A 17,791-nucleotide genomic window follows, 5' to 3' on the forward strand; every position below is an offset into this window, starting at 1 on the left:
ATGAGGAATTTCGAGCGATCAACGGCCCGCGCTGTCAGGGAACAGGCCCTGCAACCCTGCCTCAGACGCCGCGCAGACCCCACGCTCCGTGATGAGCCTGGTGACATAGCGCGCCGGCGTCACGTCGAAGGCCCAGTTGCGCGCGGGAGACCCGGCGGGCGTGAGCCGCACCTCTGAAACAGCGCCGTCGGCGCCGAGGCCGGCGATATGCGTCACCTCGCGCGCGTCGCGTTCTTCGATAGGAATGTCGGCGACGCCATCCGCGATGCGCCAGTCGATCGTCGAGCTGGGCAAAGCGACATAGAAGGGCACGCCATTGTCATGCGCCGCAAGCGCTTTGAGATAGGTGCCGATCTTGTTGCAGACGTCGCCGGCGCGCGTCGTGCGGTCCGTGCCGACGATGGCGAGATCGACGCGCCCATGCTGCATCAAATGGCCGCCGGCGTTGTCGGCGATCACCGTATGGGGAACGCCCTCGCTCAGAAGCTCGAAGGCGGTGAGGCTCGCGCCCTGATTGCGCGGGCGCGTCTCATCGACCCAGAGATGAAGCGGAATTCCCGCCCGCGCCGCTTTGTAGATCGGCGCCAGCGCCGTGCCCCAATCGACCGTCGCGAGCCAGCCGGCGTTGCAATGGGTGAGGATATTCACGGGGCGGCCGGGGTTCTTCTCTGCCACCGCGCGGATGAGCGCCGCGCCATGGTCGCCGATCGACTCGCAGCAGGCGACGTCCTCCTCGGCGATGCGCCCTGCCTCCGCATAGGCGCGCGCCGCGCGCGTCTCAGGAGGGGCGGTAAGAAGCAGCGCTTTCACGCGGTCCAGCGCCCAGCGCAGATTGACCGCGGTCGGGCGCGTGGCGAGCAATTGGGCGTAGGCGGCCTCGATTGCGGCGTCGCTGGCGTCTCTCGCGGCGGCGAGCGCGAGGCCATAGGCGCCGGTGACGCCAATCAACGGCGCTCCGCGCACGACCATGTCGCGGATGGCGCGCGCGGCGTCGTCAAGATTTTCGAGCGCCAGCGTCTCGAAGCGGTGCGGCAGGCGGGTCTGGTCGACGACATGGACTCGCCGCCCATCCGCGTCCAGCCATATCGTTCTATAGTCGCGGCCGTCGATACGCATCTTCCGCCCCTGCATTCGATGCCCTTGCTTTCGGCCCTTGTGCCTCCAGGTCGGGAGCTTGTAAACCGGGGCGACCGCGAGCGTCGCGGCGTCGCTGGGGAGCTTCCATGACCTATTGCTGCGGCATTCTGGTGCGCGACGGGCTGGTGATCATCGCGGATACGCGCACCAACGCCGGCCTGGATAATATCGCGACCTTCCGCAAGCTTCACGTCTTCGAGAAGCCGGGCGAGCGCGTGCTGATGCTCGCCACGGCGGGCAATCTCTCCGTGACGCAGGGCGTGGTGAATTTCCTCAATGAGGGGTTCGAGAACCCGGAGACAGGCGAGATCGAAAGCGCCATGACCCCGCAAACCATGCTGCAAGCGGCGCATCTCGTCGGCCGCGCCGTGCGTCGCTCGTTGCAGGAGGCGTCGCCGTCGGGCGAGCAAGCGGCCGGCGTCAGCTTCGATGTTTCCCTTCTGCTCGGCGGGCAGATCGCCGGCGCCGCGCCGCGCCTCTTCATGATCTACACGGCGGGCAACGCCATCGAATGCACGCGGGACACAAATTATCTGCAGATCGGCGAGCACAAATACGGTAAGCCAATTCTCGACCGCGCGGTGAACTATGAGAGCGACCTTTATGAAGCGCTCAAGATCGGGCTGATCTCGATGGATTCGACCATCCGCTCCAATCTTTCGGTGGGTTTGCCGATCGATATCGCGCTTCTGCGCAGAGACGACATGAAGCTCGAAGTCTCGACGCGCATCGACGCGAACGACGAATATTTCCGCGACCTTCGTGAAAGCTGGTCGAAGGCGCTGCGCGCGGCGCATATGGCAATCCCCGCGCCACCCTATCGCGGCCGCGAGCCGTGACCATTCTCGCGCCCGCAGACGCCGCTCAGATTGCGCGCGGCGCGGAGATTTTGCGTGCCGGCGGGCTCGTCGCCTTTCCGACCGAGACGGTCTATGGGCTCGGCGCCGACGCCACGAGCGCTTGGGCCGTCGCACGCATCTATGACGCCAAGGGGCGGCCCTCCTTCAATCCGCTGATCGCTCATGTCGCAGATTTGGAGGCGGCGCGGCGCGAGGCGTTGCTGCCGGAGGCGGCGATCCGGCTGGCGGAAGCCTTTTGGCCGGGGCCTCTGACGATCGTGGCGCCGGTCGCGCCGGGCGGCTCTGTTTGCGAGCTGGCCCGCGCCGGCCTGCCGAGCGTCGCGCTGCGCATCCCAGACCATCCGGTGGCGCGGGAGCTGATCTCGGCGCTGGGCAAACCCGTCGCCGCGCCCTCGGCCAACCGCTCCGGCCATGTGAGCCCGGTGACAGCCGCGCATGTGGCGGAAGATTTATCCGGGCGGGTGGACATGATCCTCGACGGCGGCCGCGCGACGGCGGGGCTAGAATCGACCATTGTCTCCTTCTGCGACGCATCGCCGGTCCTGCTGCGGCCGGGCGCCGTTGCGCGCGAGAAGATCGAGAAGGTTCTGGGCGCGAAGCTCTCCGCGCCGACGCGCGCCGAAGTGATGGCGCCGGGCATGACGGCCTCCCACTATGCGCCGAATGCGCGGCTGCGGCTCGAAGCGCATGAGGTGGAGGCGGGGGAGGGGGCGCTCGATTTCGGCGGGCGGCTGACCGCGCTTGCCGCGCCGGGCGCGCTGGTCCTCGATCTGTCGCCGCGGGGGGACCTCGTCGAGGCGGCGGCCAATCTCTTCGCTTACTTGCGGGACCTCGACGCGCGCTGCGTCGAGAAGGTCGCCGTCGCGCATATTCCTGAGAGGGGGCTCGGAGAGGCGATCAATGACCGTTTGAGGCGGGCGGCGGCCCCGAGGGTCTGAATGGACCGCGCGCCTTCAGACTCACAAAGAAATGCGCGCCTGAAGGCGCGCGGTCCAGTTATAACGAGATCCGCTTGATTGGTTCACTGTCATTCCCGATCGCTCGCGCAGCGAGCGATCGGGAATCCAGAGCAAAACCAGCGCTTTTTGGGCTCTGGATTCCCGGTCGGGCTTTCAGCCCGCCGGGAATGACAAGTCCCCATGCGAGCTATTCAAACGAAAATGGTATTAAGCCGCCAGCGCCATCGGGCTCGCCGCGCGCAAGTGGAAATCCTGCGTCACCGGATGCGGCGAACCTTTCAGCAGCGACCGGCTTTCATAGCCGCGGGCGACGAAATCGCCCGCGCCGACCGAGCACATTTCCACCGCCAGCCGGGTCAATCTGTTCAGCACCGGCTCGGTCACCCAGGAGAAACGCGGCGCGTCGGGCGCGACGCTGCGCATCAGCGATACGCGGGCGTCATTGTTCGCCTGGCTCATGCGCGCCTGCCAGCCGGGCTGCGGCTCCTGCCAGTTGTTGGCCACGATCACCGGCCCGCGATAAATGCGCGCCTCGCGCTCCGTGCGCTCGATCAGCGCCATTTCGCCGGGTTTGACGCCGGCGAGCGTGAACAGCGTCGGCCGCGCGAGCGGCTCGCGGGCGATGAGCTGAACGGCCTCCTCGAAGGTCTCGCAGGTTTCGAAAGCGTAGCGCAGCAGATGGTCGGGCGGCCAGCCGCCTTCGCTCGTCAGCGCATGGTGCAGATTGATCGCGGCGTCGAGGGCGAAGCCAAGGTTTCCCTTCATCCGCCGTAGCATGGGCGCCTGATTGATGACCGCGCAGAAGCGGCCCGGCGCCATGGCGCTCAGCACGCCGACGGCGCCCGGCCAGGTGGCGTTGTAGAAATCACCGGCCGGCCCTGACTGCCAAGCCATCTCAACGGCCTCGCCCAAGCCGCGAAAAGGCCAGTCGAGCGTGCGGCGGATGCGCGGCAGACCGTCCGGCCCCTCATAGGCCTGGGTCGTGCAGGCGAAGAGATAGGACATGTTGAGCGTCACCGCGCCGGGGAAACCCAATATCGCAGCGATATGCTCGAGCTCGGTGCGATAGGTCGACGCGGACTTACGCAGCCAGTTCGACGCCAGCTGGTCGATCGGCGACAAGCAGCGCGCGAGCGGGGCGACCGCGCCGAGACAGGCGTCGCGCAGCGCCACAGCGGCGTGCACCCGCGCCTGAGCATGGGCCACGGGGCCGCCGTCGCGCACGTCTAGGAGCGGGATCGGGTTCATCGTCGTCCTTTTGTCAAAAAACATTCATTGAACGGAGATCGTTCCCACATCTAGTTGTCATAATACAGTAAAAAATTCCGTGAGCTTCGCCGCGCTGCAATAGGCTTGGCTTTTATGTAAATTTCCGCCGCCCGAGGGCCGCCGATTCGGCTGTCCGCGCAATGCACCGAGACTCGTAATGACCCACGCTGTCGCCGCCGCCTTCCTCGCCCTCGAGACCCACGCGCCCTCGCTCGATGACGTTCGCACGCTCGACTTGTTCGAAAAGGACGGCGCGCGCTTCGAGAATTTCAGCGTTTCGCTGGACGATTTCCTCTTCGACTTTTCCAAGCACAAGGTTACGCGCCAGACGATCGATCTGCTCGTAGCGCTTGCCAAGGCGCGCAAGGTCGAAGCGCGGCGCGACGCGCTCTTCGCCGGCGAGCCGGTCAACAACACCGAGAAGCGCCCCGCCATGCATATGGCGCTGCGCGACCTCTCGTCGCGGCCGCTGGTCATCGGCGGCGAGGATATGCGCCCCGCAATCGAGGCTGAGCGCGAGAAGGTCTTCGCCTTCGCGTGCGCCATTCGCAGCGGCGAGGCCAGGGGTGCGACGGGGCTTCCTTTCACCGACATCGTCAATATCGGCATCGGCGGTTCCGATCTCGGGCCGGTCATGGCCGCGCGCGCGCTTTTCCCCTATGGGGAAAATGGCCCGCGCGCACATTTCGTCTCCAATGTCGACGGCGCCGATCTCGCGGATACGCTCGCGGGGCTCGATCTCGCGCGCACGCTTTTCATCGTGTCGTCAAAGACTTTCACCACGCAGGAAACCATGGCCAACACCGCGAGCGCCCGCGCGCGTGTCGTTGCGGCGCTCGGCGAAGCGGCGGTGAACAAGCATTTCGCCGCTGTTTCCACCAAGCTCGACAAGGTGGCGGCCTTCGGCATCGACGCCTCGCGCGTCTTTGGCTTCTGGGATTGGGTCGGCGGCCGTTACTCCATTTGGTCGTCCATCGGGCTCGCGCTCGTGATCGCCATCGGGCCGGAGAACTTCACGCAGTTTCTGCAAGGCGGCTTCGATATCGACGAACATTTCCGTACGGCGCCCCTCGACAAGAATATCCCTGTGCTGATGGGCCTGCTCGGCGTCTGGCATCGCAACATGCTCGATCGCCGCGCCCATGCGGTGATTCCTTACGACCAGCGCCTCGCGCGTTTCCCTGCTTATTTGCAGCAGCTCGACATGGAGTCGAACGGCAAGTCGGTGACGCGCGACGGCCGTTTCGACACGCACCGCACAGGGCCAATCGTGTTCGGCGAGCCGGGCACGAATGGGCAGCACGCTTTCTTCCAATTGCTGCATCAAGGCACGGACGTTACGCCGATCGACTTCCTCGTCGCCGCCGAGCCGACCGCCGCCGACGCGCATCATCACGCGCTCTTGTTCTCCAATTGCCTCGCTCAGTCCGAAGCTTTTATGCGAGGACGCACGCTCGACGAAGCAAAGGCGCAATTGCACGCGCAGGGGCTCGACGCGGACGAGGTCGAAAGGCTTGCATACCATAAGGTTTTCTCCGGCGATCGTCCGACGAGCGTGCTGCTGTATCGCCGACTCGATCCGCGCACCCTGGGGCGCCTCGTCGCGCTCTATGAGCACAAGGTTTTCGTGCAATCGGTGATCTGGGACATCAATCCCTTCGACCAATGGGGTGTCGAACTCGGCAAGGAGCTCGCGAATAAGCTCGGGCCGATCGTGGAGAACGCCAGCGCGTCCACGGCGGGGCTGGATGGCTCGACAGCGGGATTGATCGCGTGGCGGCGATCGAAACAATAGGAGCCGCTCGTCATTGCGAGGAGCGCAGCGACGATGCAATCCAGAGTCGCTACTGCCGCCCTGGATTGCTTCGCTCCGCTCGCAATGACGGGAACGCTAAACCGCCTTCGCCACAAGAACGCTCGTCAGCGTTGGCAAGGCGTTGTCGAGCAGTCTGAACCCGCCGAACCCCGCCTGGCGCAGCAGCGCCTCGATCTCCGCCACTCGGCGCGGCTCGCCGCGGCCCATGGCGAGCGTGTAGAAGCCGTAATAGGCGTCGAGCGGCTCGGCGCCCGTCACGCCGGACATCGCCTCGATAATCAGCAGAGTCGCCCCCGGCTCGAGCGCGCGACGGATGTTGCGCAGGAGCATCAGCGCCCGTCCGTCGTCCTGATCGTGCACGATGCGGATCAGCGTGACGGCGTCGGCGCCTTTCGGCAATTCGTCGCGCAAGAAATCGCCGCCATGTATTTCCGCGCGCGCCATGAGGTCGGCAGCCTCCAGCCGCGTCCGCGCGCGATCCGCGACAGCAGGGAGATCGACGAGCGCGAGTTGCAAATCGGGCGCGCGCGCCGCCGCGGCGCAAAGGAAAACGCCCTCGCCGCCGCCGACGTCCATGAGGCGCTTGTGCTGCGTTATGTCATAGGCGTCGAGCGCCTCCGCGGCCACCATGGGCTGCGAGGCGGCCATCAGCGCGCTATAGGGCGCGACATCCCCGGGGCCCAGCGCCTTGGGTTGCTCGAGATCCGAATAGGGCCAGTAATCCGCCAGCGCCGCGCGCTTCTCGCCGCGCAACAGCGCCACCGGGTCGGCAATGTCGGCGTAAAGCAGGGGCTGATGCTCGACCAGCACGCGCGCCGCCGGATTGCCGAGAAAAGCCGCGCCGAGCTGGCCCAGCCCGTAGCGCCCGCCCGTGCGTCGCTCGGTGAGGTCGAGCGAGGCGGCGGCGTCGAGCAGCCGCCGGGTCGCCGCTTCGGAAAGCGCAAGGCGCGCGGCAAGATCGGAAACCGTCAGCGGCCCGTCGGAGAGCGCCTCGAAAAGCTTCAGCCGAGCACAAGCGAAAAGCACTTGCGAATAGACGAAGCCAGCCGTGAGATCGAGCGCCGCCCGCGCGCGCCGCCGGGCGATCGGCCGGGTGAACGGATTGGCGAGCGACCAGCGCTGGAATTTGGGATCGACGATCAGCCTGTCGCGACGAGCCCGCAGATCGTCCAGCCAGCGCCCGAAAAGACCTGCCATTTCCCCCCCCCCCCGCTTCCGACCGCGCCCCGATAGCATGAGCCCCGAGGCGCGCGAAGAGGGACGCCGCCGTTGCGGGCGCGTCCGTGTTAATGTAGAAGGAAGGCGCGTCGACTCGCGACAGGCGCCCGTAGCTCAGCTGGATAGAGCGCTGCCCTCCGAAGGCAGAGGTCAGAGGTTCGAATCCTCTCGGGCGCGCCACTAGAGCCAAATTGTCGATTTTCGCTGCTGGCATGATGCGCTCGCTGGGCTCGTGCAGAAGGCGCTCGGCCCCGATCCGCATTTTGGGCTGATTGTGATTTGCCGGATTAAGCGGTCGGATCGGTTGATGATCCTGCTTTGGGACGGCACGGGAATGATGCTGGTCTCCAAGGGTCTCGGCGAAGGCAGTTTCGCATAGCCTAAAGCGCGCGACAGTGTGATGTGTCTGATGCGAATTCAGTTCTTCCTGTTCTCTGCTGTTGAAGGCGGAGGCACAGAACGAACTTCCGAGCAGATCATACGCCGTTCAGCCAGAAATCTGGGAAAAAGCAGCCCCGCTCGCTATAGTTCCGCGGGCGGCATAATCCGCCAACCTCAACGACGTCGTCTCGCCCCCGGCGGGCGCACCCTGCTTCGACATCTTCTCGCCGCCGTCCGGCGACAGCGAGGTGATCAGCCAGGCAGGGCATTAAGGCAAATCCGCGCTATCGGCGTTCCCGAACGCACGAATGATCTTTTCGTCTCCAATATTTCTCGCGATATCTACCGCGGTTTCACGTTTTTTGTTACGCAAATTGGCGTTGGCGCCGCTGTCGAGCAACGTTTGGACAATCTTCAATCGCCCTTCATGGACAGCAAGCATCAGCGCGCTGTACCCCTGTCGATTCCTGACATCTGGATTGACATGCCGCGCAAGCAGCTCGCGAACAATTTCAGCCATACCGTGATGGGATGCTAGCATAAGCGGTGTGTTGCCCAACCCCGTCGTCTGCGAGATGTCGGCACCATTTTTCAATAGCGTTTCCGACGCCGGGGTATTGTTACGCTCCAAAGCCCTCAAGAAGGGTGTGCAGAGCGCGATGTCGGCCGCATTTGGTTTGGCGCCTTTGGAAAGCAGCGCTGTTATCGCCGGTAGATTTCCGCTATCCACCGCATGCCAAAGCGCTGTCCGCCCCAATTTGTCTGCGGCGTCGATCGCAGCGCCATTTTCGATTATTAAATCGATGACGTCCGGCGAAGACGTTTCGGAGGCGAAAATGAGAGGCGTACGACCGTCGCTGGCGGCAGTATTGACGTTCGCCTTGGCCATGAGAAGAAGCGCTATCGTCGCATCATGGCGGCTTCTGATTGCAGCAATAAGCGGCGTTACGCCAGTTTCATAGACGACCGAAGGATCGGCGCCTCCTTCCATTAGACGTTCGACGATGTTGCTATAGCCGTTTGCCGCGCTTGCGGTAAGCGCGGTCTCCCCTGATCGGTTGCGAGCATTTACGTCAGCGCCCGCTGCAAGGAGAATATTGACGGATTCCAGACGTCCGGCTTTGGCCGCAAGAATTAAAGCGGTGTTTCCAACGTCGTCGGTCACGGAAAGATTCACGCCTGCCTTGACGAGGTTGCTTAAGGCGGTGTTTTGCCCGCGAAGTGCGGCGTCGATTATCGCTGGATGGCCGTTGCGTATCGCCGCATCTGGCGAAATCTTGAGCGTTGCCTGAGGCGGGGCGGATCGGGTGGGTTTGGTGGTTCCACTTCTGGGGCGATCCACGGCAGGTTGGCTCGTGCTAACGTTGCTCAGCAGGAGCTTCGCGCGTGCGTCGCCTTGCGCCGCTGCCTTCTGTAGCCAATTTTGCGCCTGGACGACGTCGAGCTGCGTGCCGTGACCCAATAAGTACATAATCGCGAGGGAATATTGCGCCTTTTCGAGCCCGGCCTCCGCCGCTCGTTGCATCCAAGTGAATGCGGCGGTTAGATCCTGCGTGGTTCCACGGCCCAATCGAAAATACGAGGAGAGCCTGTATTGAGCTTCTAGATCACCATTGTCGGCGTATTTTTGCGTGCGTCGGAAAATTTCCTGATCTGCGACGCTGACAGGTCGAACAGGCTCAACGATCTTTCTCGATGGCTGCTGGACGGAGGGCGCGGAAGGCGTCGCCTGTAACATCGCAGCCGTTGACGCGCTAAGAGCACGATCGAGATGGGCGTCAAGCGCCCCGACCCCAATGAGGACGGCGATTTTCGCGACGCGCAATTTAAGCGGTGCCATATTTGGTTTCGACCTCAATACCAATGCTCTTCAGAAATGGCATCGGCAGAATGCCTCCAACACATACGATCACCGCGTCGTTTGCAAACGAACGCTGCTCGCCATTCCATTTCAAATTTACGTCGCGGACTCCAATGCTTTCCACCGTAGATGAAAAAATGACCTCGACGCGGCCGGCTTGCTGCGCTTGCTTGATTCGTTCGCGGTTCTTTTGCTTCGCGCGGCCGAAGGATTCGCTGCGGTGCGACAGCGTGACGACTGTCCCAGGTTGTTCGGCGATTTCGCAGGCGGCTTCAAGCGCGCTGTCGCCGCCACCGACGACGAGCACATGCTGGCCGCGATACTGCTCAGGATCTATCATCCGGTAAACGACCTTCGGCTGTTCTTCGCCAGGAACGTCCAAACGGCGCGGCGTGCCACGTCGACCGATCGTCAATAGAACAGAACGCGTTTTATAGGACCCTTGTGTCGACTTGACTTCGAAATGCCCATCCACCCGCGCAATACTGTCAACGCGCTCCCCAGTGTTGACCTTCAGCCCCGTCTTTATGACGATGTCCTCGAAGAAGGCAATCAACTCTTCCTTACTTAATTCGCCGAAATCGAATGTGCCAGCGAGGGGAAGCGTAAAGGGCTGAGTCATAACCAATTTACCACGTGGGAAGTGCGCGACTGTACCACCGAGTGTATCCTGCTCCAGCGTCACGAATCGCAACTTGTGCTGCAAGGCGGCAAGACTGGCCGAGAAACCGCCTGGACCACACCCGACGATCACGACGTCAAGCATGTCCGGCGCCCCAAGCCCATTCAGCTTGCTGATGGAGTCGATGGCTTGTCGACCCTGCTCGATGGCGTTGCGAACGAGACCCATGCCACCGAGTTCACCGGCAATAAAAATGCCTGGCACATTTGTTTCGAAATTCGGCGATACGTTAGGGATGTCGACTCCACGCCGATCGGTGCCGAATACAAGCGTGATCGCATCGACGGGACAGACGGCCTTGCACATGCCGTGGCCGATGCAATTTGCAGGCTCCACAAGTGTGGACCTGCCGTCAATGAGACCGAGTATTTCGCCTTCATGGCAGGCGCGGACGCAGGAGCCGCAGCCGATGCATCTTGCGGGATCAATTATTGGATGGAGCGATGCGGGCTCAAGAAGGCCGGCATCGGTAGCGGCGGCGAGTTTTTCGACGGCACGCAGCTCCAGCCTTTTCCGCACCGGCAGATAGATAGACCAGATGACCATCAAAGGGAGCGCGTAAGCGAAGATCATGTCGATTTGCATGAATGCTTCCGTACCTCAGGTTTTAAAGCGCCTAGGAACCCCAAAGCAGATAGGAAGCCGCTTTGCAGCGGCCCGGTCGCGGCCTTGGAGCGGTAATCGACGAGGAATGAACTACATAGCATGGTCGAACGAAGGAATAAGATCCGAAAGTGATGAATTTATGTTTCAACCTGAACTGAAAATGAAAGCAACGAGTCCGGTTGCCGCGGATCCTGGTAGATGGCCAATGAGTATATTAGCAGTCTGACGAGCCGCATTTGAATATTTCCCGAAAAATGCGCTTAATTCTCGATGCCGCAGTTGGATTCGGATCGGAAAAGCACTGCTCAAAATAGCCCCTGTGCTCCTCGTCTGTTGGCTGGAGCCACAACGCAAAGGCGCTCGGAAAGCAATGAATCACTGCATTTAAGCTTCCGTTCAGGTTACCGTCGCGGCGTACAGCTATAGTGTAACTATCGAGGCCTGTTTGGATGAGAGCATGGGCGCTATGGCGGTGAGCGGACGAAATTATCGTTATGTTGCGCGTCCGATTGGTTATGCGACTCCCGTCGTGATTGCCGCCTTGATCTTTAGCGTGGTTTCCATAGGCTGGCTGCAGAGCGAAGAGGGATATCTAACTCCGAAAAATGGTCTCGGTTACTGGCTCGGGATTGTGGGCAGCCTGATGATGCTCGCGCTGCTGACGTACTCCTATCGCAAGCGCTCAAGTGCGACGCGGGGATTATTCTCCATACCAACCTGGTTTCGGATCCATATGGTATTGGGCGCACTCGGGCCATCGCTGATCTTGTTCCATTCCAATTTCAGCCTCGGCGCGTTGAACAGCAATGTAGCGCTTTTCACGATGCTGGCGGTCGCGACCAGCGGGGTAATTGGAAGATATATTTACGGCAAGATTCACATAGGCCTTCATGGCCGGCGAGCGGTAGCGAAGGAGATATTCGCTGACGTCGACGAGTTGCGCCGGGAGCTTGCCGAAGAGATGCGAGGCATCGATACGATTTTCGCGGACCTTGACCTTTTCGGGCGTCAAATTCTGGAGCATGACGCCCAAGGTCCGGCTCATAGCCACTTGCTCAACGCCATCACGGCCGTTCGATCGCGTCTGCAGGGGGCTCGGAAGCGGCGCCAGGTCCTACAGGCCATCGAGACGGAAGGTCGCCGAAACGGTTGGGCGCTAAACTATCTCCGACAACGCATCGCCGAGATCGACCTCGCGGTTTCGGCTTATTTGAACGCAGTTTTAAAGGCGGCGGAACTGCGATTTTTCGAGCGTCTATTTAGTTTGTGGCATGTGCTGCATCTGCCTTTGTTCTTCTTGATGGTCATGGCGGCGCTTGTACACGTCTGGGCCACCCACCGATATTGAGCGGAGAGAGAAAATTGCAGCGGTGGGAGAAGGGAGCAATAGCATTTGTGAGCCTAATATTGGTCGCCACCCTTGTGTATCCGGAGGCGCGCCGATTTCTCGAAAGGCTCGTGATTCCCGGCCCTGTTATCGAGGGGCACGTGAAGTTCGAACGTCAGTGCGAAAAGTGTCACGAACCTTTTTCTCGCGCGACCCAATCGAATCTCTGCCTCGAATGTCATAAGGAGATTGCAAGCGATCGACGGACGCGCTCACGCTTTCACGGAAAGCAGTCCGACGCGCTAAATCTTGATTGCCGGGCGTGTCATACGGAGCACAAGGGCCGCACCACGGACATCATGCAACTCGATCCCGAAAGATTCGACCACAATCTGACGAACTATCGCCTGGTCGACAGCCACAAGACGGTGGAGTGTAACGCCTGCCATGCACGCGGGAAGCCATTTCACAAGACGGGTTCACAATGCGTCGATTGTCACAAGAAGGCTGATCCGCACAAGGGACGGCTGGGAGACCGTTGCGAAAATTGTCATTCACCCACAATCTGGCGAAACGTAAAGGCCTTCGACCATGGAAAAACTAAGTTTCCGTTGATTGGAGCGCATAAGGACGTCGCGTGCGCCACTTGCCACACTGGTGAGCTGTATAAGGATTTGTCCCAAGCCTGCGTCTCCTGTCACCGGATCCAGGATATTCACGCCGATCGTTACGGTTCGAAGTGCGAAACCTGCCACAACCAGCTCAAGTGGAAAGAAGCAAAATTCGAGCACGACAAGACCAAGTTTCCGCTTCATGGAGCACACGAAAAGGTGAAATGCGACGTCTGTCATACTGGATACATCTATAAGCAGAAGCTTGAGACCACGTGCGTCGCCTGTCACAAGGAGCAAGATCCTCACAAAGGGCAGCTCGGCGACCGTTGCGAGCGGTGCCACAATGACGTCGACTGGCGCAAGAATATCACTTTCGACCACAGTCAGACACACTTTCCACTAATCGGTGAGCATGTTTCTGTTCCTTGCGAAGGTTGTCATAGTTCGTCCAATTACAAGGACGCGCCTATAGCCTGTGAGAGTTGCCATCGGGACAGTTTCCATCAAGGGAGGCTCGGCGTTGGCGCGCGATGCGGGAACTGCCATAACCCGTACGCATGGAGTAGATGGACGTTCGATCATGCACGGCAGACTCGCTACCCGCTTACTGGAATGCACCAGCGACTGACTTGCGAGAGCTGCCATTCAACCAAGAACGCTACAACTCTTAAATTGCCGATAACCTGCGAAAGCTGCCATAAGGATTATCACAACGGTTTATTAGGGGCTCAGCCAAAATGTGGGTCTTGCCATGACACAAGCGCATGGTCGCATTGGCGCTTCGACCACGGCCGACAAACAGGCTATCCGCTGGTTGGGGCGCATGCTCGGCTCAGGTGCGAGCGGTGTCATACCACGCCGAATACGCCGACTCTTAAGATTGCTTCGGATTGCGCTAGTTGTCACCGTCGGGATGATCCGCATGTAGGCCAGTTCGGGCGGTCCTGCGAGAGATGCCACAATCCTGTGAGTTGGCGAAAAGCCGATATTCGTAACTAGAGGGGGTTATGTACTTTGGTGATTGATTGCCTTAGTAGAACGGGAAGTCTCCCATTCGCAAACCGTATCCGTCTGACGTCGGCGGCGAAGAGTAGTCGCTGGTTGCGCCTTATCTGACGCTCATGGACGAAGGCGCGCCGCAGCGTCAACATTCACTATGCGAGCTGGTCAACGGTCCTCGTTACGTGCTGCGCTACGGCATTGCGTGGCGCGCCATGCCCAAGGATCTGCCGCCGTGGTCCCCCGTGTATCAGCAATCGAAGCGCTGCTGGCGGCGGGCGTATTCGAGGCGCTGGCGCAGGGTCTGTGTGCCCTGTTGCGCGTCGCCTTCGGTCGCGCCCCGGAGCGGATGGCGGCGATCATCGACAGCCGCACCTGGCTCTCGACCTCGGAGAACGACTGCGGGGAGATTATTACGGGGCAAAGCGAAGGCGCGGCTCGAAGCTGCATATGGCGGTCGACACATTGGGCCATTTGCCGGGGCTGCATGTCATGTCGGCCAATGTCGACGACCGCGCCGCGGTCGGCACGCTCGCCGCCGACGTGCAGGAGGCGACGGTCGATAGCGTCGAATTCATCTATGTTGATCAGGGCTACACCGGCGAGAACGCCGCAAAAGCGCATGGAGTTGAAATTTGCGTCGTCAAACTGGCCGAAGCGAAAAAGGGCTTCGTGCTGTTGCCCAAGCGATGGGTGGTCGAGCGTCCATTCGCCTGGGCGACACGATTCATAACACGGCGGCGCTTTTTAGGCGGAGTCTCTTCTTCGGATATATCATGCGCCCGTCTGCCAGGCAGACCGATTTAAAGGGCGAGAAAGTTTGGCTATTTCAGGTGATTTTCAGGTCGATAGTTTAGATAGACGCCATCACATTGGCTTCAGAGTGAGAATCGCCAATTTCCAAAACAAACCAGGAAATCGGAATGCTCGGTGAGCGGCTCGATACAAATGTTTCGGGACGTTGATTCTGTAGTCGATCGCCGTGCGAACGACGGTTGGTGAATCGCCTCGTGCGATCCACCTCCTGCGGTCGAGCGTCTTGCGAGCGTTGGGGTAGGGCGGTTTCGAGCATTAGAGATTCGGTGTTGGAAGACGAAATGAAGTGCACGAACGAGCAACCTTGGAGCGGTGGTTGAAAGGGGGCGTGCGCCATCCATCCTTATACCTGCGCTTCGTGCGGTCCGCGTTTTTTACCCTGGCCATTGCGGCCGGGGCCGTAATTGCTTGTCTTTCTCTTGGCGTCGCTCAGACCTCGACGCCCGCCGGCACTTTCAATCCGACGTTTGGGCAGCCTTTACATGGGAAGTTCGACCACGCACGAACAGGATTCCTGCTGACAAACAGCCACGTGTCAATGGCGGGGACAAAATGTGCATGATGGCGGCGCAAAAGTGTACCGGTCTGGTTTCGAGAAAAGGGCCCTGTGGCCCTTGTAGTTTGCGTTGCCGCGCGCGTTGAGGCGCGCGGAGCGTAGCGAAGCGCGGCTCAACGCGCGCGGCGGCGTTCAGTTCTTCGTGTCGGCGTCTCCTTTGTCGATGGCGGGCGCGTCGGCGAGATCGCGGCCGCGGCGCTGTGCTTTCCTTGCGGTCGCGAGGCGATAGCTCTCGCCGTTCATTTCCAGAATGTGTACGTGATGGGTGAGCCGGTCGAGCAGCGCGCCGGTGAGACGTTCCGACCCAAAGACGGACGTCCATTCATCAAAGGGCAAATTGCTGGTCACCAGCGTCGCGCCGCGTTCATAGCGCTGGCTGAAGACCTCGAAGAGCAGCTCGGAGCCGACCGCCGTGAACGGCACATAGCCCAGTTCGTCGACGATCAGCAGTTTGACGGTGTTGAGATGCTTTTGCAGCGCGCGCAGGCGGCGCTCGTCGCGCGCCTCCATCAGTTCGTGCACAAGAGCCGCGGCGGTTGTGAACGCGACGCTGAACCCTTTCTGGCAAGCGGCGAGCCCCAGGGCGAGCGCGACGTGAGTCTTCCCGGTCCCGGATGGACCGAGAGCGATGCAGTTCTGCCGCTTCTCGATCCATTCGCACCGCGCCAGCTCCAGCACCAGCGGCTTGTTGAGTGAAGGCTGGGCGGTAAAGTCGAAAGTGTCGAGGCTCTTGACCTGCGTAAAACGCGCCAGCCGGATGCGGCGCTCGACATTGCGCCGCTCGCGATCAATGCGCTCCAGTTCGCACAGGCGCAGCAGATAGCGGGGGTAATTGGCGCGGTCCTGCGCCGACTCCAGCGCGACTTTCTCATATTCGCGCGCGAAGGTGGGAAGCTTCAGCGCCTTGAGGTGATTGCCCAGTAGCACCTGCGGCGCGACGATCGTTTGCGAGCCCGGCTCATGCGAGGTGGTCATGCCGGACCTCCCGCGGTCGTCTCCATGACGCCCACAATGACGCTCGCGCCGGCGACGAGCCCGAGATAGGCGCGCGGATCCGTCGCGCCGACCGTGGCCGCCGGCAGGTAGGGGTAGAATGTCAGATCGAGCCGCGCGGGCCGGTTCTCCAGCTTGGCCAGCAGCAGCATCTTCACCGCGTCGAAGCTGATCGCGCCAAGACGCAGCGCCTCCGCAACCGCCTGTTCGACTTGATGCTGGTGAAAATCCTCCATCAGCCGCAGCACCTGGATGAACTCGCGACGCCCGCTATTCCCCATGCGCGCCTCCATCAGCCGCCGCAAGCGATGCACACAGTCGGCCAGACGCCAGTCGTCGAGCGGCGCGGCCTGATCGAGCGCGCGGCTCTTGTGTTCGAGCAAGGCGAGATAATGCAGCGGGTTGTAGATGAACTCGGCCTTGTCGTAGCTGCGCGCATGCACGGCGATCGTCTCCCCGCCGCAGACAATCTCAACCCGATCGACATAGCCCTTCGCCAGCACCTCCCGATGGCCGTAACGCGTCGGGACCGAGTAATCATTGTTGCGGTAGCGCACCAGCGCCATCGACGACACGCGCGTCGCGACTTTGTGGCAGGCGTCATAGGGCGCCGGCGGCGCCGGCAGGAATGCCGCCATATCCGCCTGCATGCGTTCGCCGATCGGCGTCGAATGACCACGCAGGATCGCCTGCCGGCGTTTCGTGCAGGCGTCCAGGAACCTCGCGTTCAGCGCCTCGAAACTCTCCGCCACGGGCAGCGGCGTCATGAAGTTGCGCCGGACATAGCCGACAAGCCCCTCGACCTTGCCCTTGTCGTTCCCCTTACCAGGCCGGCCAAAGCGATCGGCAAAAAGATAGTGGCTCTGGAGTTCCGCAAACATTTGCGAACGCAGACGCTCTCCACCCTTCACGATCCTCGCGACCGCGAGACGCGTATTGTCATACAGAATGGACTGCGGGACGCCGCCGAAAAAGGCGACCGCCGCGACATGGCCGTCGCAGAAGGCTTCCGCCGTCTCTGCCGGATAGGCCTTGACGAAGCAGCCGTCCGAATGCGGCAGGTCCACGCAGAAATAATGAAAGCGGACCTTCCTGCCGGCGATGTAACCGTCCGCCTCGCCAAAATCCGCCTGCGCATGCCCCGGGCGATGGCTGAGCGGAATAAACATCTCGCGCGACCGCAACTGCGCCTGCGCGACATATTCCCGGACGATCGTGTAGCCGCCAGAAAACCCTTCTTCGTCCCGTAGCCGTTCGAATATCCGCTGCGCCGTGTGCCGCTGCTTGGCGTGAACAAGCCGGTCACCCGCCAGGACCTTGTCGATCCAGGCCATATAAGGCCCCAGCTTCTTCGAAATCGGTCGCTCCCGGCGCCGATATCCCGGCGGAACCGAATATTGGAGCATCTTCGTGATCGTATTGCGGTGCACGCCAAAGCGCCTCGCCGCTTCCCGGCGGCTCAGCCCTTCCGCCATCACCGCGCGTCTCACCCGGGCATAGAGTTCCACTGTGAACATCCTTTCGGCCTCTCCATGCCAGTCGATGACATCAAGTTCGGCCTATCAGGACCGGTACAATTTTGCGCCGCCGTCACAGCTGCCCGCAAAGCCGGTTCAGTGGTACACTTTGCCGCCGCTGTTCATACCACGGACAGGCTGCCTGCGAATCGTGCCATATAGCCGGGCGATTCAAAAATA

General features: G+C 61.4%; 15 protein-coding genes and 1 tRNA gene. 9 read left to right on the forward strand and 7 right to left on the reverse strand.

All coding sequences use genetic code 11. The features are described from left to right. Positions 1–18: 18 nt before the first annotated feature. A complete protein-coding gene (gene mtnA / locus OGR47_RS05125) occupies positions 19–1,116 on the reverse strand; it encodes an S-methyl-5-thioribose-1-phosphate isomerase (RefSeq protein WP_165056142.1) in 1,098 nt (365 codons plus the stop codon). A gap of 107 nt (positions 1,117–1,223) precedes the next feature. Between mtnA and OGR47_RS05130 the strand changes: the two genes are divergently transcribed. Both OGR47_RS05130 and OGR47_RS05135 read left to right on the forward strand, forming a co-directional pair. Next, entirely contained in the window at positions 1,224–1,976 is a 753-nt protein-coding gene (locus OGR47_RS05130) for a peptidase (RefSeq protein WP_165056144.1), read from the forward strand. Next, on the forward strand, positions 1,973–2,935 hold the full coding sequence (locus OGR47_RS05135; protein WP_165056146.1) for an L-threonylcarbamoyladenylate synthase: 963 nt from the start codon (positions 1,973–1,975) through the stop codon (positions 2,933–2,935). The genes OGR47_RS05130 and OGR47_RS05135 overlap by 4 nt, the downstream gene beginning before the upstream one ends. Positions 2,936–3,163: 228 nt before the next feature. Here OGR47_RS05135 and OGR47_RS05140 read toward each other — a convergent pair whose 3' ends face one another. Further along, positions 3,164–4,204, reverse strand: coding sequence for a hypothetical protein (locus tag OGR47_RS05140; RefSeq protein ID WP_165056147.1), 1,041 nt, complete (start codon positions 4,202–4,204; stop codon positions 3,164–3,166). Between the two features lie 178 nt (positions 4,205–4,382). Here OGR47_RS05140 and pgi point away from each other — a divergent pair, with 178 nt between their 5' ends. Further along, positions 4,383–6,020, forward strand: a complete 1,638-nt coding sequence (pgi, locus tag OGR47_RS05145) for a glucose-6-phosphate isomerase (protein ID WP_165056149.1) — start codon at positions 4,383–4,385, stop codon at positions 6,018–6,020. Positions 6,021–6,116: 96 nt separating this feature from the next. On the opposite strand, the gene OGR47_RS05150 is transcribed toward pgi, so the two are convergent. Continuing rightward, positions 6,117–7,238 (reverse strand): methyltransferase, encoded by a 1,122-nt coding sequence (locus OGR47_RS05150; RefSeq protein WP_165056151.1) that lies wholly within the window; start codon positions 7,236–7,238, stop codon positions 6,117–6,119. Positions 7,239–7,362: 124 nt separating this feature from the next. Between OGR47_RS05150 and OGR47_RS05155 the strand changes: the two genes are divergently transcribed. Continuing rightward, positions 7,363–7,439, forward strand: a tRNA-Arg gene (locus OGR47_RS05155). Between the two features lie 52 nt (positions 7,440–7,491). Next, positions 7,492–7,638, forward strand: a complete 147-nt coding sequence (tnpB, locus tag OGR47_RS05160; protein ID WP_246729895.1) for an IS66 family insertion sequence element accessory protein TnpB — start codon at positions 7,492–7,494, stop codon at positions 7,636–7,638. Positions 7,639–7,908: 270 nt separating this feature from the next. Here the strand turns inward: tnpB and OGR47_RS05165 are convergent, their stop codons facing one another. Continuing rightward, positions 7,909–9,480, reverse strand: a complete 1,572-nt coding sequence (locus tag OGR47_RS05165; RefSeq protein ID WP_165056152.1) for an ankyrin repeat domain-containing protein — start codon at positions 9,478–9,480, stop codon at positions 7,909–7,911. Next, entirely contained in the window at positions 9,467–10,768 is a 1,302-nt protein-coding gene (locus OGR47_RS05170) for an NAD(P)-binding domain-containing protein (protein ID WP_165056154.1), read from the reverse strand. Before OGR47_RS05170 ends, OGR47_RS05165 begins: the two co-directional genes overlap by 14 nt. A 466-nt stretch (positions 10,769–11,234) precedes the next feature. Here OGR47_RS05170 and OGR47_RS05175 point away from each other — a divergent pair, with 466 nt between their 5' ends. From OGR47_RS05175 to OGR47_RS05190, 4 genes are all read left to right on the forward strand, one after another. Beyond that, on the forward strand, positions 11,235–12,137 hold the full coding sequence (locus OGR47_RS05175; protein ID WP_246729896.1) for a pyridine nucleotide-disulfide oxidoreductase: 903 nt from the start codon (positions 11,235–11,237) through the stop codon (positions 12,135–12,137). Positions 12,138–12,475: 338 nt separating this feature from the next. Then, positions 12,476–13,729, forward strand: coding sequence for a cytochrome c3 family protein (locus OGR47_RS05180; RefSeq protein WP_246729897.1), 1,254 nt, complete (start codon positions 12,476–12,478; stop codon positions 13,727–13,729). 122 nt (positions 13,730–13,851) lie between these two features. Beyond that, the gene (locus tag OGR47_RS21855) at positions 13,852–14,295 is read left to right on the forward strand and encodes a transposase (RefSeq protein ID WP_206527517.1); all 444 of its coding nucleotides are present in this window, start codon (positions 13,852–13,854) and stop codon (positions 14,293–14,295) included. Continuing rightward, on the forward strand, positions 14,180–14,536 hold the full coding sequence (locus tag OGR47_RS05190; protein WP_206527518.1) for a transposase: 357 nt from the start codon (positions 14,180–14,182) through the stop codon (positions 14,534–14,536). The genes OGR47_RS21855 and OGR47_RS05190 overlap by 116 nt, the downstream gene beginning before the upstream one ends. A gap of 697 nt (positions 14,537–15,233) precedes the next feature. Here the strand turns inward: OGR47_RS05190 and istB are convergent. Both istB and istA read right to left on the reverse strand, forming a co-directional pair. Beyond that, positions 15,234–16,076, reverse strand: coding sequence for an IS21-like element helper ATPase IstB (istB, locus tag OGR47_RS05195; protein WP_165056347.1), 843 nt, complete (start codon positions 16,074–16,076; stop codon positions 15,234–15,236). Next, a complete protein-coding gene (gene istA / locus OGR47_RS05200; RefSeq protein ID WP_165056345.1) occupies positions 16,073–17,611 on the reverse strand; it encodes an IS21 family transposase in 1,539 nt (512 codons plus the stop codon). The genes istB and istA overlap by 4 nt, the downstream gene beginning before the upstream one ends. Between the last annotated feature and the right edge of the window lie 180 nt (positions 17,612–17,791).

Source organism: Methylocystis sp. MJC1 (genome assembly GCF_026427715.1).
Taxonomy (GTDB): Bacteria; Pseudomonadota; Alphaproteobacteria; order Rhizobiales; family Beijerinckiaceae; genus Methylocystis.

Bases quoted from the DNA above. Each gene is read 5' to 3' on its own strand.
- OGR47_RS05165 (WP_165056152.1), bottom strand. From the start codon at position 9,480: ATGGCACCGCTTAAATTGCGCGTCGCGAAAATCGCCGTCCTCATTGGG.
- OGR47_RS21855 (WP_206527517.1), top strand. From the start codon at position 13,852: ATGGACGAAGGCGCGCCGCAGCGTCAACATTCACTATGCGAGCTGGTC.
- OGR47_RS05180 (WP_246729897.1), top strand. From the start codon at position 12,476: ATGCAACTCGATCCCGAAAGATTCGACCACAATCTGACGAACTATCGC.
- istB (WP_165056347.1), bottom strand. From the start codon at position 16,076: ATGACCACCTCGCATGAGCCGGGCTCGCAAACGATCGTCGCGCCGCAG.
- OGR47_RS05190 (WP_206527518.1), top strand. From the start codon at position 14,180: ATGGCGGTCGACACATTGGGCCATTTGCCGGGGCTGCATGTCATGTCG.
- mtnA (WP_165056142.1), bottom strand. From the start codon at position 1,116: ATGCGTATCGACGGCCGCGACTATAGAACGATATGGCTGGACGCGGAT.
- OGR47_RS05150 (WP_165056151.1), bottom strand. From the start codon at position 7,238: ATGGCAGGTCTTTTCGGGCGCTGGCTGGACGATCTGCGGGCTCGTCGC.
- OGR47_RS05130 (WP_165056144.1), top strand. From the start codon at position 1,224: ATGACCTATTGCTGCGGCATTCTGGTGCGCGACGGGCTGGTGATCATC.
- pgi (WP_165056149.1), top strand. From the start codon at position 4,383: ATGACCCACGCTGTCGCCGCCGCCTTCCTCGCCCTCGAGACCCACGCG.
- OGR47_RS05170 (WP_165056154.1), bottom strand. From the start codon at position 10,768: ATGCAAATCGACATGATCTTCGCTTACGCGCTCCCTTTGATGGTCATC.
- OGR47_RS05140 (WP_165056147.1), bottom strand. From the start codon at position 4,204: ATGAACCCGATCCCGCTCCTAGACGTGCGCGACGGCGGCCCCGTGGCC.
- istA (WP_165056345.1), bottom strand. From the start codon at position 17,611: ATGTTCACAGTGGAACTCTATGCCCGGGTGAGACGCGCGGTGATGGCG.